Annotated in this window: 11 protein-coding genes, 1 rRNA gene, 1 pseudogene and 1 riboswitch; of the genes and pseudogenes, 11 read left to right on the forward strand and 2 right to left on the reverse strand. The window is 44.5% G+C overall.

Annotated elements, in window-relative coordinates:
• The first annotated feature begins 57 nt into the window (after positions 1–57).
• From AR333_RS19175 to AR333_RS19200, 6 genes are all read left to right on the forward strand, one after another.
• Positions 58–1038 carry a MoxR family ATPase gene (locus tag AR333_RS19175; RefSeq protein WP_068776971.1) on the forward strand — a complete coding sequence of 327 codons (981 nt, stop codon included), beginning with the start codon at positions 58–60 and terminating at the stop codon, positions 1036–1038.
• Positions 1039–1047: 9 nt separating this feature from the next.
• Positions 1048–2562, forward strand: a complete 1515-nt coding sequence (locus AR333_RS19180; protein ID WP_068776972.1) for a DUF58 domain-containing protein — start codon at positions 1048–1050, stop codon at positions 2560–2562.
• Positions 2559–5141 (forward strand): transglutaminase domain-containing protein, encoded by a 2583-nt coding sequence (locus AR333_RS19185; RefSeq protein WP_068776973.1) that lies wholly within the window; start codon positions 2559–2561, stop codon positions 5139–5141. The genes AR333_RS19180 and AR333_RS19185 overlap by 4 nt, the downstream gene beginning before the upstream one ends.
• Positions 5142–5210: 69 nt before the next feature.
• A complete protein-coding gene (gene guaA / locus AR333_RS19190) occupies positions 5211–6749 on the forward strand; it encodes a glutamine-hydrolyzing GMP synthase (RefSeq protein ID WP_172798900.1) in 1539 nt (512 codons plus the stop codon).
• A 159-nt stretch (positions 6750–6908) separates the two neighbouring features.
• Positions 6909–7874 (forward strand): tyrosine-type recombinase/integrase, encoded by a 966-nt coding sequence (locus AR333_RS19195; protein ID WP_068776975.1) that lies wholly within the window; start codon positions 6909–6911, stop codon positions 7872–7874.
• 278 nt (positions 7875–8152) lie between these two features.
• Positions 8153–9442: a hypothetical protein gene (locus AR333_RS19200; protein ID WP_068776976.1), complete on the forward strand. Its 1290-nt coding sequence runs from the start codon at positions 8153–8155 to the stop codon at positions 9440–9442.
• Between the two features lie 379 nt (positions 9443–9821).
• Here AR333_RS19200 and AR333_RS19205 read toward each other — a convergent pair whose 3' ends face one another.
• Positions 9822–10937 carry a hypothetical protein gene (locus AR333_RS19205; RefSeq protein ID WP_068776977.1) on the reverse strand — a complete coding sequence of 372 codons (1116 nt, stop codon included), beginning with the start codon at positions 10935–10937 and terminating at the stop codon, positions 9822–9824.
• A 477-nt stretch (positions 10938–11414) separates the two neighbouring features.
• Complete coding sequence (locus AR333_RS19210) at positions 11415–11987, reverse strand: NUMOD4 domain-containing protein (RefSeq protein ID WP_068776978.1); 573 nt, start codon at positions 11985–11987, stop codon at positions 11415–11417.
• Positions 11988–12585: 598 nt separating this feature from the next.
• On the opposite strand from AR333_RS19210, the gene AR333_RS19215 reads away from it, so the two are divergent.
• From AR333_RS19215 to AR333_RS19230, 5 genes and pseudogenes are all read left to right on the forward strand, one after another.
• Positions 12586–13143: a recombinase family protein gene (locus tag AR333_RS19215; protein WP_068776979.1), complete on the forward strand. Its 558-nt coding sequence runs from the start codon at positions 12586–12588 to the stop codon at positions 13141–13143.
• Between the two features lie 58 nt (positions 13144–13201).
• Positions 13202–15010 (forward strand): hypothetical protein, encoded by a 1809-nt coding sequence (locus tag AR333_RS19220; RefSeq protein WP_068776980.1) that lies wholly within the window; start codon positions 13202–13204, stop codon positions 15008–15010.
• A gap of 147 nt (positions 15011–15157) precedes the next feature.
• Positions 15158–15346, forward strand: a pseudogene (locus tag AR333_RS24365) (GMP synthase (glutamine-hydrolyzing)); the annotation flags it as partial.
• 185 nt (positions 15347–15531) lie between these two features.
• A riboswitch (purine riboswitch) is annotated at positions 15532–15631 on the forward strand.
• 184 nt (positions 15632–15815) lie between these two features.
• On the forward strand, positions 15816–17222 hold the full coding sequence (locus AR333_RS19225; RefSeq protein WP_068776981.1) for an NCS2 family permease: 1407 nt from the start codon (positions 15816–15818) through the stop codon (positions 17220–17222).
• 592 nt (positions 17223–17814) lie between these two features.
• Positions 17815–17907 (forward strand): 16S ribosomal RNA (locus AR333_RS19230); the annotation flags it as partial.

A 17907-nucleotide genomic window follows, 5' to 3' on the forward strand; every position in this document is an offset into this window, starting at 1 on the left:
ATTTAATAGAGATCGGGAAACACTGGGAATAGATGAATTCCATTAGGAGGCTTTCCCGTGATTTCCAATCGAACCTTCTTATTTGACCAACCCCAACCTCTTTTGAACAAAGTGGTCGATCAAGTCTCGAAAGTCGTGTTCGGCAAACGCGATGTTATTGAAAAATGTGTAGTTGCCATGCTGTGCGGCGGACATATCCTCCTGGAGGATGTGCCGGGCGTTGGCAAGACATTGCTCGTCCGCAGTCTGGCGGCTTCTATCGGCTGTGAATATAAACGGATTCAATGCACCCCTGATCTGATGCCATCGGATATAACAGGCGTGTCCGTTTTCAAGCCGCAGAGCGGCTCCTTTGAATTCAGTCCCGGACCGCTGATGAATCCGGTGGTTCTGGCGGACGAGCTGAACCGTGCGCTTCCCAGAACACAATCGGCCTTTCTTGAAGCTATGGAAGAGAAAAGTATCACCGTAGACGGAATTACTCATGAGCTTCCCGAACCCTTCCTGCTGCTCGCAACACAGAATCCGCTGGATCACGAAGGGACCTTTCCCCTCCCCGAGGCTCAACTGGACCGGTTTTTGATGAAGCTGTCCCTCGGGTATCCGGATCAAGCCGGCGAGTCCGCTATGCTGGAGCGGCATCTGCAGAGGCGTCCGACCGATAAGCTAAGGCCTGTCCTGCTGCAGGAAGAGTGGGTCGAGCTTCAGCATGAAGCGGCGGCAGTGAGTGTGGACGACTCACTCCGTGAGTACATTGTCAGCCTTGCGGCCGCTACGCGAAGACATCCGGATCTGAGGCTCGGAGCAAGTCCGAGGGCTTCCTCTGCGCTTATGCGGGCCTCGCAGGCTAGAGCTTTGATGCAGGGGCGCAGGTATGTGGTGCCCGATGATATCAAGAATCTGGCTGCTGCCGTGTTCGCACACCGTCTGCTCCCTGTGCCTGAAGCGCGGATGGCCGGACGGAGCGCAAGGTCCGCCGTAGAAGCGGCGGTTGCTTCTGTACCTATCCCTGTGCTGCGTTTTGCAGCCATTCGCTAGGTGAGCCTCATGATCAAATCATGGCTGGTTTTGTCTGCGACGATTCTGGGAGCCATAGCGGCCCACGCTGTTTATTTGAGCATAGGGGGCATAGCTCCTCTCCTGGTAGAAGCGCTTCTATGGTGCAATGCTTGTTCGGGTGCGGCCCTCTTTCTGTTTACGTTGAACGGAGCCGTTCTAGACCGGGAAATCCGTGTTTCACGGCTAACAGCCGGACAAACCGCGCAGATACGGCTCCATATTAATCATCGTTCGTTTCTTCCGGTATGCTGGCTGGCTGTCCGGGAATATTGGCAGCATGAGGAGCGCGGGGAGAGCAGTTGTGTCACGCTGCTCTGTTTTCCGTGGTTTCGCAGAACCATCCCTCTGAATTACAGGATTGAACATATACAGCGCGGTCACTATACTCTCATGAAGTCCGAAGTGATTAGCGGGGATCTTTTCGGTTTTTTTATCAAAAGGGTACAGGCGGCAGGGAAAGCCCATTTAACTGTTTATCCGGCCGCTGCTGAATCTCTGGGCAGGACTCTTGCTGCATCAAGGCTGGAGGAGAGTGAGACATGGAGCCGGGAGGCTTCACGGCTCTCAGCCTCAGTGTATGCCGGAAGCCGGGCGTATATTTCAGGTGATCCGGTGTCCTGGATCGATTGGAAAGCAACGGCACGGGCTGGGACTCTGCAAACGCAGGTCCGATCTGCCTCCGTAAAGCTATCCCGTATGGTTATTCTCGACCCCGATCCGCTTTGCGGAGAAGGATCAGCTGCTTGCCGCTGCGGGTTTGCCGCCCCTCTTCACAAAGACAGGAAGAAGAAAAGGCCGGTTAAAGTCTTAGCAGGCAAAACACAACCGCTGAGTGATGAAGAAAATGGCGAACTGTGGAAGCAGCGAAAGAGGAAGCAGCGAACGAATCTCAGCAAGATAACGGGCCCGGACGAAGATGCATGTCTGTGCGGATTCAGTCTGCTTGAGAAGCGAATAAGTCTGGCTGCAAGTGCGGTAACCGAACATGGCTTCGGGGCGCGAGGGATTGTTGCCGGAACCACATTCCGGGACAGAACAGAGATTACCGATGTGTACGAACAGCAGCCGGTTTACGAATATACCGCTACTGCTTCCGTAACGGATAATGTCCGCGTAAGCGCGCCGCTTGAACTGCTCGCTTCTCTTAGAGGGGAGAAGGGCCGCGGGCTTATGATTCTTCAGAAGGAACATGCCTCACTCCCGCCTGGGATCGGTATGATTTATTTGACATCCAGGCTGGATAAAGGAGTAGTTATGGGCATCATTGCGCTTCTTGCAGCACGGAGACCTGTGGAGGTTGTGTATATTCATGCAGCCGATTCACTGTCTGATGAAGATCTTCGTGTCGCCGCTATGCTTAGAGACGCAGGCGCAGCATTTGTTTCTATTGCTCTATCATCTGATTTTCATAGAGTGGCAGCAGACCGTAAGAACCATCAAGCCGTGCGTAATAATCGATTTCCGGATTTGAGTCTTACGGGTGAAGGGAGGCGCGGGAGATGAATTCACACGAGACGAACTTATACGAGGATAAGCAGAGGACGCTTAAACCGTGGAAATCAGAAACCCCATCCGCACCCTCACTATCATCGTTTACCGTTGAGACGGGTGAATATTATCCAGGCAGATTCAGGGATTCGAGTGTCTTCACGAAGGAGTCTGACACCGTCATTTACAGCACGGGCGGCTTGCTGATTGTGAGGAATACCGTACTTACTGTGATCTGGTTTCTGCTTCTTCTTGAATGGCTGCGCCCCATGGTTTCGGAAGTTGGCATAATGCAGCGCAGCGGTATATCACCTTATGCTTTCCTTTTCGGCTACTTCTTAATGCTCTCGGCTGTAGTCCGTTCCGCTTATGTATTGTGGATAGGGAAAGTTACTGGCATTACGATAATGATCGGATACCTCTATCGCAGCGGTAATTTCCCGTGGGGTGGGTGGCCGCTTCACATATGGAATGATTTGTATTCCGATCTTGGTCTAGCGGCTGCGGGTAGATTCGGTGAAATCAGCTGGGTGCTGGAGACTCTGCTTTTTCTGATCGGCTCTGCGGCTTTTGTTTCCGCCTCGAACCAACTTTTGCTGCATCGGCAGCATGGTGCTTGGTTTGCCGCTGCAACAGGAGGATACCTGGTTGTTCTGCAAATATGGGCGGGCATGGACACGACTCCCGGTTTGGTTCGTACGGCTGCATTAGGACTTCTGCTGCTCGCTCTCCTGACCATCCCCCGTCTTAGAAGACGGTTTGCTATGTCAGAGGAAGGAGCTTGGCCGTTGTCCTGGATTGCGCTCAGTCTTGCCGCAGCGGCTGCTCTTTATATCGGCGGAATCTGGGCGCACGAGGAGAACAAGCTTCTTCCCATGCGGACTTCAAGCCTGCAAGCTGCCGCGGACGGATGGGTTAACCGCCTTCTCAGCGGACGGCATTCCCTTTCCTACAGTTCTCCCGGGCTTTCAGAAACAGCGGTGAGTCTTACCGGCTATGGCAGCGATGATACGTGGATCGGCGGTCCGATCCTCCCCGATAACCGGATCGCTTTTAAGGCTAAGACACCCGTGATGACTTATTGGCGGGGAGAATCGAAGAGCTTTTATGATGGAAAAGGATGGTCTCAGCCTTATTCACAGCTTCAACCTGCTTTTTCTGTACCGGGAAGCGGAGGCGGGGACTCTAAATTTGGAAGCGAGTCTTCTGCCGAAATTGGAACAGAGAAGCGGGAGAAGGAGAGGCAAGGTGATCCTGAGCAGCTGCTTAATTCCTCCGAGTTACTGGTTCAGGAAATTACAGAAATTGCAGGGAATCAACTGGGGACCCAGATTTTCGCAGGGGGTACTGTAAAAGCTTTACAGGAAGCAATCAGCATTTCAGGCAAACACATTCAGCCGGCCGAAATCCAGTCAAGCCGCGAGAGTGGTAAGGTTACTATGAATCTTAATGCCGAAACGTTAAAATCATACCGGATCGCGATTACACCCATGCGTTTTGGAGCGGATTGGCTTGTATGGAAATCTCTTGGTCGGAACGAAAAGGAGCCGGTCAGCGATGCCGAGCTGCGAAGCGGACTTAGAGGGTCAGTCAGTAGTTGGAAGGTTCACGGAGGCCCTCCGGCAGAGGAGTCCGAACTCTCCGATACCGAGCTTGCTGCGTTTTTGCAGCTCCCGGGGCAGCTGCCGCAGCGTGTCAAGGAACTCGCTTTCCGTTTGACTGCGGACCATGGAGAGGAGAAGCTTAGTGCTGCACTAGCGATCGAGCGGTACCTGCGTACAGGGTACCGCTATAGCATGAGCGAGCCTAAGCGGCCGGTTGGGGAACAGGATGCCGTCGACCATTTTCTGTTCACCAGCCGAGTGGGCTATTGCGACCATTTCTCAACATCCATGGTCGTTCTGCTTCGCTCTGCAGGCATACCTGCCCGCTGGGTCAAAGGCTTCGCCCCCGGTGAAGCGGGCGAACGCGCTGCGGACGGCAGCCTCTCGGTTACCGTCCGCAGCCGCGACGCCCACTCGTGGGCGGAGGCCTACATCCCGGGCGCCGGCTGGCTTGCTTTCGAGCCGACGCCCGGGTTCGCGGCACCGCAGGCAGGCGACGCAGGGCCACAGGCTGTGCCTGCCTCTGCCTCCATCCCGCCGGAGGAGGCAGAGCAGCCGGGCATAGCCCCGCCGCCGCAGTGGGCGGCAGCGCTGCTGCCCGCGTTTGCGCGGGCGGCCCAGTCTCCGGCCGCCCTGGCTGCTGCCGCGGCGCTCGTTGTACTCGCCGCGGCCCTGATGATGCGCCGCTTGCTTATGAAGCGGCGCGGCAATGCCCTTGCGCCGCGTCTAACCGCGGCGCTCCGCCGCAGCGCGGGCAGCGCCGCGCTGATGGAACGGCTGTGGCTGCGGGTATTCCGCAGCCACGGCAGCCTCGCGCCGCAGCAGACACTGCGCGAGTACGTTGCGGCGCTCGGAAGCGTGGATGACTCGCGTCGCAGAGCGCTGGAGGAATTTGCCGTCTTGTATGAAGAAGTCCGCTATGACCGGAGCGGCGCAGGGATCGTCGGCAAAGGCCGGATTCTCGAGATTTGGAAGCGGATTGAGGGATGAGAATGCCTTGATTCCTCCGCCTTTGTTATATATAATGATCAAGATTATACTAGGAGGCGGACCATGGATATCATAAAGTCACACGAAATGATTGTTGTATTAGACTTCGGCGGACAGTACAATCAGCTGATCGCCAGACGCATTCGCGACCTGGGCGTATATAGTGAATTACTGCCCTACAATACCCCTGCGGAGAAAATCCGCGAACTGAACCCCAAAGGGATTGTTTTCTCGGGCGGACCGACAAGTGTGTACGGTGAAGGTTCCCCGATTGTGGACCCTGCAGTTTATGACCTGGGTATTCCGATCATGGGCATCTGCTACGGCATGCAAATGATCGCTCATCAACTGAATGGTAAAGTAGAGCGCGCAGCCAAGCGGGAATACGGCAAATCCGAAGTGCAGTTCCAGTCACATAGCCGTCTGGCTAAGAATCTGGATGCTAATCAAGTCGTATGGATGAGCCACGGAGATCACGTTTGCGGTCTGCCGGAAGGTTTCGTTCTGGACGCAAGCACCGAAACTTGTGAGATTGCGGCTATGAGCCATCCGGACAAGAACATCGTAGCTGTCCAATTCCACCCGGAAGTCCGCCACTCGGCGCAAGGCAATGAAATGATCCGCAACTTTATCTACGATGTTTGCGGATGTGCGGGTGACTGGAGCATGGAAAGCTTTATCGAAGATACTATCCGCGACATTCGTTCACAGGTAGGCGACCGCAAAGTACTGTGCGCATTGAGCGGCGGTGTCGATTCCTCTGTAGTGGCAATCCTGCTGCACAAAGCGATTGGCGACCAGTTGACCTGCATGTTTATCGATCACGGCCTGCTGCGTAAAGGCGAAGCTGAGAGCGTTATGGAAACTTTCGTCGGCAAATTCGATATGCATGTAGTCAAGATCGATGCGCGCGATCGTTTCCTCGGTAACCTGGCTGGTGTCAGCGATCCCGAACAGAAGCGTAAAATTATCGGCAATGAATTTATCCGCGTATTCGAGCATGAATCCGAGCAGCTTGGTGACTTTGCATTTTTGGCGCAGGGAACCCTGTATACCGATATCGTAGAAAGCGGTACGGCAACAGCCCATACCATCAAATCGCACCATAATGTAGGCGGATTGCCTGAAGATATGAAATTCGAGCTTGTAGAGCCTCTCAAAGCCCTATTCAAAGACGAAGTACGTAAAGTCGGCGAAGAATGCGGTCTTCCGGCTGCTATTGTTTGGCGTCAGCCATTCCCGGGTCCCGGCCTTGCAATTCGTGTCCTGGGTGAAGTTACGGAAGAGAAGCTTACCATCGTTCGTGAATCCGATGCAATTCTGCGCGACGAAATCGCCAAAGCGGGTCTTGATCGTGAGATCTGGCAGTATTTCACCGCTCTTCCTAACATGAAGAGTGTCGGTGTAATGGGCGACGCCCGTACGTATTCCTACACAGTAGGCATCCGTGCCGTTACATCCATCGATGGTATGACAGCGGACTGGGCACGTATCCCTTGGGATGTGCTTGAGAAGATTTCCGTACGTATCGTTAACGAAGTCGACAACGTCAACCGTATCGTCTACGACGTTACGTCCAAGCCGCCGGCAACGATCGAGTGGGAATAGGTTAGTAAGTTTCGATGCTGTCAGTTGCTCGAAAGCCTTGATACATAAGGGTTTCTAGCGTTGGTTGTATCGAAATCCTGCGTAGACCTGCAACAATAGAGTGCAAAAAATTACTCTCTTTTATCTGCGTTATTTAGCAAATAGAAGGGAGTATTTTTTATGACCAAAATTCATGAGTTGATCGAAGATTTCAAGCTGAACCAAGAAATTTTGGGTAGAGAAAAGAAGTATGTTGATCTTTGTTTGTTTCGTTTGTACAGGTGGGAGAGGTTTACCGTTAAAGAGTTGGGTGTAACCGAGGTCGAGGAAGTGACGCAACTTAGTATCAAGAAGTACATCCAAGAACGTCAGCGTGTCGGAAAAGAAGTCAACAGAACGATCAATAACAACATAGCTACATTAAAAGTGTTTTTCCAATACTTAGTGACCGAAGAGTTTATCGATGAGCAGAGTAACCCCATGCGTAGGATTAAGAACCTCAAAGAAGAAAAGACGGTCATTGTCACGTTCAATGATGATGAGGTGTCGCGGATAATAAATGACCTCAAAGAAGAGACGTATTCCAATATTCGTGACAAGCTCATTCTTATTATGCTTTTTGACACTGGTATAAGGGTTTCTGAGCTGTGCGGCATCAAGAATGATGATATAGCGCGGCGACACATTTTAATTCACGGAAAAGGCTCTAAACAACGTCTGGTGTATATTAGCAATATCATGCGTAAATACATGAGACGGTATGAAGCATTAAGGCAAGAAAGATTCAAAAAACGGCTACAGGATGATATTGAAGAATATTACTTCTTAGACCAATCGGCTGTGCGGTTATCCCGCTCCCGCATCAACAAAATATTAAAAGAGCATTGTAATAATGCTGGTGTGAGAAAGGAAGTCCGTTGTTCTCCGCATGATTGCAGGCATTATTTCGCACAAAAGCAGTTAAGAAATGGAATTGATATATACAGTTTGAGTAGATTGATGGGGCATTTTGATACTCAGATTACTTCAAAGTATCTACGGGGATTAGAGCAAGAGGATATTTTGCAGATTGGTCGTTTGCATAGCCCGCTCAACGGAGTAAAGATAAAACAAGGCTCAATTCAGAGTCTGAAACGACAAAACTAAACAAATTGGTCTTGATGACGTTACTATTCAACGCTGTTATAGACCGCTCAGTGCCATTGTAAGCTTGTGAAGGAGATTCCTAAGACAAATTGCCTTGCCAGACTCTAGGCAAGGCATTAGAGCCAAAAATGAGCGTCTGAGAGAGGGGGCAATGGTTGACCGTCTCACATTAGGGTATGTTAGCGCGGAGGATTAACCGATCAAGAAATGATATGGTAAAATGGAAAAAAAGGTTTTGTTATAATAAAAAAATATAATCTTACTAAAGGAGTGCCCAAATGGATTTTTCAATTGAGTACGTATCAGAGCGTATATACCATCCTAGATCAAAGGAATATTTTCAAGAAGTTATTAGTTCATACAGCAACGGGAACTATCGGTCTGCTTTAGTGATGTTATATTCTGTTGCCATATGTGATTTACTATATAAAGTAACAGATTTAAAGGAACTTTATAATGACCCTACTGCTATATCAATTATGAGTGAGATTGAGGATTTACAGAAAGCTAATCCTAAATCGTCCGAATGGGAAACTAAGTTAGTTGAATTTGTTGAGGCTAGAACCTCGCTTATTAACAATGCTGAGAAGCAACACATTGAAAACCTTAGATTACATCGTCACTTATCTGCACACCCTGTAATCAATGAAAATTATATTTTGCACAAACCCAACAAAGAAACTGTTAGGGCACATATTAGAAATATACTTGAAAGTGTATTAATTAAAACGCCTCTTTTATCGAAAAAGATTACTAATGAGTTACTAGAGGATTTATCAAGATTAGATGGAGCTATGTTAGATGACCTACAATTAAAAAGGTATTTGGAAACAAAGTATCTAAAACATTTTGTATCAGAAGTAGAGTCTAAGGTATTCAGAGACTTATGGAAAATCGTTTTCAAACTGGAAAACAGTGAGGCATCTCAGTACAGAGCAATAAACTTTCGTGCCCTAAAAATAATGTATGAAAGAAATCATGTAAATCTTTTAAAACAAATCAATGAAGAGAAGAATTATTATAGTGATGTAACCCTCGGAGACCCTATAGAATATTTGATAGGTTTTCTTGTACAATACCATGGTGTATATAACGCGCTAAATGATGCTTGCAAAGCCTTAGTTGAGAGGACTGTTAGCGATAACAGAAACTTATTCATATCTGCCTGGTTTTTGTATGATGATTTAAATCAGCATTTAGATCGAGTAATACCTTTGATGGCGAGCGAACCAGGAAACTATATTGAGCCAAACAGAATAAAAGATTTGTTAGTAATTGCAGAAGATCAGGGATTACAGACTAAGGTGTATGAACTCAATATAGTGATATTTGGAAAAAGCTATAACTTTGATCAAACTGACTATAATTACAGCAATTTTATAAAACCATTTATTCAAAATTTCAATAGAGAAAATATGTTGAATTTGTTGAATGTAGCTAACAATAATAGTCAGATATATTGGGATGATCGTTCCAGAAAACGTGAAGAAGCTCGAGAAATCAAACAATTTGCAGATCAAGTTCTTGGAGAAGGTTTCGATTATGCCCAATATTCGAGATATATTTAATTCATAGAGAATTTATACAAGAAACGAAACGTTTTGTTACTTCACTGGTGGCAAAACGTTTCTTGTCTTATGTAATTTCATATTTACTAATACTATTTAGCATCTCTAATTTTCTCCGTGCTGTTATTTAATGCTGACTGACGCGGACAACGCTTCGCTTTTGTCCTTGTCTACGAATCAATTCGCTTCGCTCATTGATTCGTTTGGAGGTTAGTTCCATACTATTAAGATTCAAAAGAACAATAGTAAATTCAAATTATATAGGTGGGGAAAATAAAATGATACTTTTTAGACAGACCACAACGCAGTTGTGGGATGGGAAAAAGTATATTTTTTTGCCACCATAAGCGAAGCTTATTGTCTCGTTAATGTCTGACTATCAAATTAGAGTAGCATCAATATCGCTGTATTGTTTTCCTAAATAACTTATGCATCTAAAATATTCCAACAATACTTCCCACATTGGCGCATAATGTTGCATTTGTTTCAGTCTGCGGATTCTGTCTGTGTCTGATCTGTTGGAGGTGTTCTTCTGCCTTTTTTCTGCAAGTTCCAATGAACGCTTGCTATGCTTATCCTTGAACATCTGAGTCATGATGATTGCATTTGCTTCTGTTAAACCTAGTGCAAATTCAAGTTCGCCTCTATTACGCAACTTATCTAACGTAGTAAATAGTCCTGCATCTGAATCTTGTAGTACACAATCATGTGCTTCATAGTAGTATTGCAATCCTAATTGTGCTAGAAGATTACTGTTAAAGGCTCTCTTGAACTCTTTTACTCCTTTCATGTTAGCCTTAAACAAGTCACTTCCCTTTAGATTATGAATAATTAGCAGTCTTCTTCGAAGATCGGCAATTTCCTTAATCTCGGACTTATTTAACTTCCGATGCAAACCGTCAGTGCCGCATCCCCAGACTTCCTTGATATGGATGATTGCTCTGACTTTGCTTAGTTTATTGAATACTGACACCAGACTCAACTTCGTATGTTTGAGATACGTTTGGATAAACTCTTCTAGCATCTCAAAGTCTTTTTCGTCTTTGTCATAATCTTCGATTGCATCGGTAAATTGCTTTTGGAGGTTACCTATATGATGACCTCTAGTAATGTACATAGCATTAGAAAGTTTGGCATCAACTATACCGAGTTCAAGAATCCATTTGGTAGCAGACATAGGATTGATCTTATTGTTTTTCTTGATTAGATAGTCAATAACGAGCGAACATAGGTCAAACTCTCCTGCAAGTTGCCCCTGACCATTGTTTGAGCGCCTATCTTCACGTTTGGCTTTAACAATACGCTTGCCATCGCATGTAATAATGCGCTTTGTACCTCTGCCAGTAACATCTACGGTTTCCCATTCTTCACGCGCACTCTTGATAATGCTGTTAAATGAACGAGTAGGTATTTTACCGTTTTTCTTTAACGCTTGCTTCTGCTCCTTGCTACCGTACTTATTAACCAATTCTGTTAGTGTAAATTTATGATTCAATTTGATCGACTCCTCTTAATTTTATTAGTATTTTATGATCTGAAAAATTGTGCAAGATCGAGGTATTAATTATGAAATAAATTAATAGGTCGATTCTGCACAGTTTTTTCACCACTTTTATTTTGATAATTACTGATGGATTAGGGATAGTTGCACTAACATTACCACTAATGGATGCAAAGATGATCGTTGCGTGACTAGCCTCCCGGCGCGCTAGTAATTTTTCGCCTAAAGGCTCAAAATTGCTAGCTTTTTAGCTCGCCAACGCTACGCTGTTGGCTCACTCTGAGTTTTGGAACTTTGCTCGAATAAATAAAGGTAAACTAAAAGGTATTTCATATTAACATGATCTAGAATTTCCGCAAAGATCACTTACAACAACTTTTTCCTTAAAGACAAGCAAAAATCCCAAGCATTTTCGGCTTGGGATTAGATATCTATATAAACATTGGGCTGACCAATGAATGCTTGCTGTTGTTAAGATGATTTCTGATTTAACGAACTACGTTCAAATGACCACCCACTCACATGCGCTATTCTTCCATTTAATACATTGGAGATATTCTTCGGATAAACACCAAGTTCGCAAGAGGCTTCTTTCTGCGATTTAAACTGTCGTTGTTCACCAGTGTCCAAATGAGTCGCGATTACTGGGTTCTCATTCTTCTTAACTAGCCCAGTTTCGTGGGCATGAGCGATATTCTCTTTTCGTGTCATCCAATTTAAGTTATCAAGTCTATTGTCTAACTTATTCCCATTTTGATGATTGACTTGTTCTTTGTTCTGTGGATTAGGAATAAATGCAGTTGCTACCAACCTATGGATAGGGAATCGCTTTTTTTGACCCTTCTTGGACAGATCTACTCTTTTGTATCCATCTCTTTGGAGTTGCGGTTTCAGAATCTTTTCTTTGCAAGTACCACTATTGCTGAGGCGCTTGACTCGTCCTAGATTTGATACCTCATAAAATCCTTCATAGCCTACGATTGGAAGCCACTCTTCGTTTTGAAAAACCTCAATTTGATGCTCAATTACTTCATTATTTCTCATAATAGCCCATCCCCTAAATTTCAAAATTGGTTGATGGGAGGAACGGCAAAAAACCTTGCCATGGCTGGCAAAGGTTGATCTTTTCCTAAGTTTAGGAAAGACGTTTGTACCTCTTTTCTCCCTCACTTCCTAAAGTGTTGAAAGTGCTTTGTGTTATCGTGGTTTGGCAACACTAAAAAATATGAATATTTTACTTGGAGACTGAGAAGTAACCGAAATATAGTAGCGGTGTGATAATCTATCGTATCGTGAAAAATAACCAATGGGTGTCTGGAAGGGGGTGTTATGGCGGTATTTGGTGTCCAGTTTCTGCTGTCACCTGTAAACTACCCCCCCTCCTCGACCATTAACTTCATGAAAACTCCTTGCGGTCAATGGTGTAATGATGTTTGTTACCTCGAAAGGGAATGTATTGATGGGGGATAGATTGTTGCAAAAACGAAGGTTTATGGGATGCTTGCGTGAGACGGCTGGATGCCTATTAAAATTGTTAAAAGTCCGTATGTTTTGTATCATAACTCATCTCAAATTCTATGTATCAATAAATAGCGTTTAGTGGTATAATTATCCTACACAAGAATATGGGAGACGGTGCTAGATGATAATTGGGTACGCAAGAGTATCTACGGCAGATCAGACACTTGACCTTCAACTGGACGCACTTAATAAATATGGTGTAAAGAAAGTATTTCAAGAGAAAGCAAGTGGGGCGAAGGACAATAGAGAACAGCTACAGATTGCGTTGGATATATTAGGCGAGGGAGATACACTTGTCGTTTACAAATTAGACAGGCTTGCTCGTTCAACGGTGAAACTCATACAAGTCCTTGATGAGATTCAACAAAAAAAGGCGCATTTGGTTTCCATCAATGACAATATAGACACCACCAGTGCCGCAGGAAAGGCTTTATTTGGGATGTTAGCAGTCTTCGCGGAGTTCGAGCGCAACATCATAATTGAACGAACACAAGCTGGACTTAAAGCGGCTAGAGCGAGAGGTCGTAAAGGTGGTAGACCTGTAAGCGATCAAAAGAAAATCGAAAAAGCTTTGAAGTTGTACGACACACAAACATATACAGTGAAAGAAATAGAGGAAATGACAGGAGTAAAGAGGGCTACATTATATAGGACTATTGCAAAAAGGAAACTAACTTAGGAAAGTATTAGCTAAGTGATAAGTGCAAGGACATAAAATACAAGATTAGGGGATAAATATGAAGAGAAGCATTTTTTATTCGTGGCAATCAGATCTGCCCAATAATCAGAACAGAGGTTTTATTGAATCTTGTATATCTGCATCTGTAAAGGAATTAAGTAAACTACAGGATTTCCATATAGAATTGAATTTAGACCGGGACACCAAAAATGAGCTTGGAACGCCAGACATTGTAAATACAATCTTCAAGAAGATTGATAAATCACAACTCTTTATTGCTGACATAAGTATTATTAATAGTAATTCTGATGGAAGGAAAACACCTAACCCAAATGTTCTACTAGAATTGGGCTATGCAGCCAAAGTATTAGGTTGGGAGAAAATAATCTGTATTTTCAATTCAGATTACGGGGATTTTAATGATTTACCGTTTGATTTACGATTTAGGAGACCTTTAAGTTATAGCTTAAAGGGGAAAGAACGGTTAGAAATTAAGGATATGATTACAAAAGTAATCACACAAACAATCAAAGAGTTACATAGTAGAGGTTTGTTAGATGATGAGTTCAATGAGTATTTTAAAATGCAAGTGGACACTCAAATATTATCAGTAATGAATAACATAACTAAAATACTTTTTGGTTATGATGAAATTAATAGATTTAAGTCATATAATGATCTTCTGAATTTGAAACAAGAAGATTACCTCACACTGATAAGTGATAGAAAGTTTCTTGGATTCCAAGTATATAAAAGATTTGAACCTATTGCTAAAGAGTTGAACAAGTTATTAGAAACATTAACCGCATCTTATTTTAACAAAGAATTAGGTGTTGTAATTGTTAATTTTATTAAATGGATTAGTAGGTTTGATAAATTTAACAGCCTGAGACAGTCTTCTGATTTGTTTATATCAAGTGGTGAGGTAGCCAGAGGCTATAGAACGGTGTATGCACCAGATATTAATCCGAACAATAAAGATGGCTACTTACTGTTGAAAGAATTAAACGAAAATAATGGTCAAGTTATTGATTTTGGTGAATTTCATGAGAAACAAAAGATAGACTCAATGTTAAAATACGTTTATTTGAATGAAAATTACAAATTAAATTATGCCGAACTGCTGTTTGACTGTGTGGGGCTTATTACAAAGTGGCTGGAATATACAAATGGTGAACTGATATTTGATAATCTCAACAATTTTGAAATAAGGGAAGTAGTCACTCCTCCTCAAAAATTGAAAGAAATATTAAGTAAAACAACTGTTTCGTTAGAAGATGACCTAATGATGTTAGCGAACGACAAATTTAACTTTGACTATGCTTCTATTATTCAAATAAATTCATTAGTCCACTTTATTCGTCAAGGATTCATTCTTGATAACCACCTAAAAGCAATTGATAACCTTAATCGACAAATTAACGGTAAAATACAGTTGCGCGGTGATTTATCAATAATACCTATACTTGAAGATGAATTTAAAATCTCCCAACTATCGGAAGATGAGAGGTTAGAGGGGATTGAAAAGTTAAAAAAACTCCGACGAGGTTCATTTGATGTTGATTATATTTATGTAACGCACAAGTATAAGCAGATGCATGAAAGATTAGACAGACTGTATAACAATGCGTCCCTAAGTGATGGAGCAAAAAAGCATATATTACAAATTATTAATGATAGCCAAGTTAACCTGCTAACGCATATGATTGAACCTTTGAAGAGGTTTGTAATTGAATCTGCAATTGCTGAAATTGACAGTTCACTTAATTTTTTGAATGTGTACGATGAATTTAACAAACAAAGAATTTATCATGAAAGAGATATCAATCTGTTATTTAGTGAGGTTAGACACTTATTACAAAAGTAGCAAAACTAAACCTCAGAATAAAGGTGATAATTTTATTTATTATTGAAGAGGACACATTTCTGGTTTAGGCTTGAAACCAGTGTTTTCACCAGCTACAATTGGTATACGAAAATAACGCAATAATTGAATAGTAATTTACTCTATTGTAGAACATACTCTTACACAGTAGGCATCCGTGCAGTCACTTCCATCGATGGCATGACAGCCGACTGGGCGCGCATTCCTTGGGATGTTCTGGAGAAAATCTCCGTGCGGATCGTCAACGAAGTGGACAACGTCAACCGTATCGTCTACGATGTAACGTCGAAACCGCCAGCAACGATCGAGTGGGAATAGTACGGCAGCGCCTTTTCTTCTCCATAATCGGAGAGGGAAAGGCGCTTTTTTATGGCAAAACGATTTAATTACAAGGAAAACTATCGGGATTAATCACGAACATTATTGCTTTTTTGCCAAATTAATATTCGTCATTCCGTATTGACAGAATAGATGCGGCTAACTAGAATGAAGAAGAAGAGGGAATAACAAAACTGAATGCTTTTCGTATAATTCCGGGGATAGGCCCGGAAGTTTCTACGAGGTCACCGTAATGATCTGGCTACGAAGAGAACGTGCAGCCTAGCGATGCATGGCGCCGCTTTTTGAAATGGACGAACCTGAGATCTGCCTTAAGCAGCCTGGGGTACGTTAATATCAAAAAGATGTGGCCTGCCCGTGGCAGCCGCTCTGCTTGCAACCAGTCCGGGTGACAGATGTCACCGGGATTTTTGTTGTTCTCATCTAATTTAAGGGGGATTTCGTTGCAATGGATCGTTTTTTTAAATTGAAAGAAAACGGGTCAAACGTTCGGACAGAGATTATGGCGGGCATCACGACGTTTATGGCAATGGCTTACATTTTAGTCATTAATCCGAACATTCTAACCGCCTTCGGTAAAACAGGCATGGAATGGTACCCGGTCTTCCTGGCAACCGCCATCGCTGCTGGTGTATTTACGATTGCAATGGGTCTGTTCGTAAATTTCCCTGTTGCACTTGCTCCCGGTATGGGACTCAACGCGTATTTTGCTACCGTGGTTATTTCCACCGCATCGACAGGTAATCCGATTACTTGGCAAATGGCACTTACTGCGGTTTTCATTTCAGGGCTCATTTTTATTCTGCTTACGATTACACAGCTTCGGCAAATGCTTCTCGTCGCAATTCCGGACGGTCTCAAGCACGCCATTACGGTAGGTATCGGTCTTTTCATTACCATCGTAGGCTTGAAGAACACCGGGCTGCTGTCGGTAGCGGTTGAAACCGTTAATGATATTCCGAAGGGTCAGTTTACACCGCTCCAAGGTTTCGAAACGATTTTTGAGCTTGGAAAATTCTCGAATCCTGATGTTGTTCTTGCTTTAGTCGGTCTGGCCCTTATCTCGATCTTGATGGTCCTCCGGGTTCGCGGAGCTATCTTGTTCGGTATTCTGGGTACTACAGTGGTTGCGCTGCTCATGGGCCACATTAACCTCAGCTCGCTGAACAACCCGCAGACTCCTTGGATCCCGGATCTTGGACAGCTTAACTTCTGGGAATTCGATTTCGCCGGTATTATGGGCGTGGGTATCGTATCCGTAATCGTTACCTTTACATTCGTTGAAATGTTCGACACTTTCGGTACGCTGGTAGGTACGGCTAACCGCGCAGGTATGATGAAAGATAAGAAAGAAGGCAACAAGCGTGTCGGTAAAGCGATGTTCGTCGATGCTTTTGCAGTAAGCGGCGGCGCTATGGTCGGTACAAGTACAGTAACCGCTTATGTTGAAAGCTCTGCAGGGGTTGCCGAAGGCGGACGTACAGGTTTGACGGCCGTGACTACGGGCGCTCTGTTCTTGCTCGCTCTGTTCTTCGCTCCAATCGTTGCGCTAATTCCCGGGGCTGCTACGGGTTCCGCTCTGATCGTGGTTGGCGTTCTGATGATGCAGGCTGTGCGTGATATCGACTTCCAGGATCTTGTTATCGGGATTCCGGCGTTCCTGACAATCACATTCATGCCTTTCACTTACAGCATTGCTAACGGTATTTCACTCGGTATTCTGGGTTACGTACTTCTCGCAGTTGTTTCCCGAATCAGCAATCGTAATGAGCAAAAGCACGAAATTCACTGGCTTATGTGGGTCCTTTTCGTTCTCGTTGCTGCCCGTTATATCTTTATGGGTACGAGCGGCTAATGTAATAAGACTGCAATTCGTTACAAGACTATGTAAAAAGACCGGCTTCGGATCCTCTCCGAATAGCCGGTTTTTTTGTTTCCTTAAAGAATTTAGACTGCGTTTCTTCTATAAAGAGAGACAAGGGAAGCTAAGTTCATAAATCTTCTTAATTCAGGTAAGGGGAGAAGGTAGTGCTGTTTGCTGCTTCAATATAACCCGCGGTCCTAAGGAGACATATTGCTGTTAATGAACTGTACATTCTATAGAGAGGAAAAGCTGCTTTTGAATTTAATAAAAAAGTTCTTGCTTTCTGAATTAGTTTTTGATAAAGTAATCTCTTGTCGGCACAAGCAAGTTGCTGATGAGCAAAAAAAGAATTTCAAAAAGTTCTTGCATAGTTCGACACGATATGATAAATTATAAAAGTTGCCGCTGAGACATTAGCGGAAACGACAAAGAAAGACAGAACGAAGATTGTCCTTTGAAAACTGAACAACGAGTGATTGAAACGTCTTGAGCAATCAGGACGCTAAACAGAGAAGAAATTCTCGTCAGCATTAACTTTTTGAGCTATTCAGCTTGAGATAAACGCCGGCTCCGGCCGGCACCCTTATCGGAGAGTTTGATCCTGGCTCAGGACGAACGCTGGCGGCGTGCCTAATACATGCAAGTCGAGCGGAATCGATGAAGTGCTTGCACTTCG

Source organism: Paenibacillus sp. FJAT-26967, assembly GCF_001541095.1.
GTDB lineage: Bacteria > Bacillota > Bacilli > Paenibacillales > NBRC-103111 > Paenibacillus_F.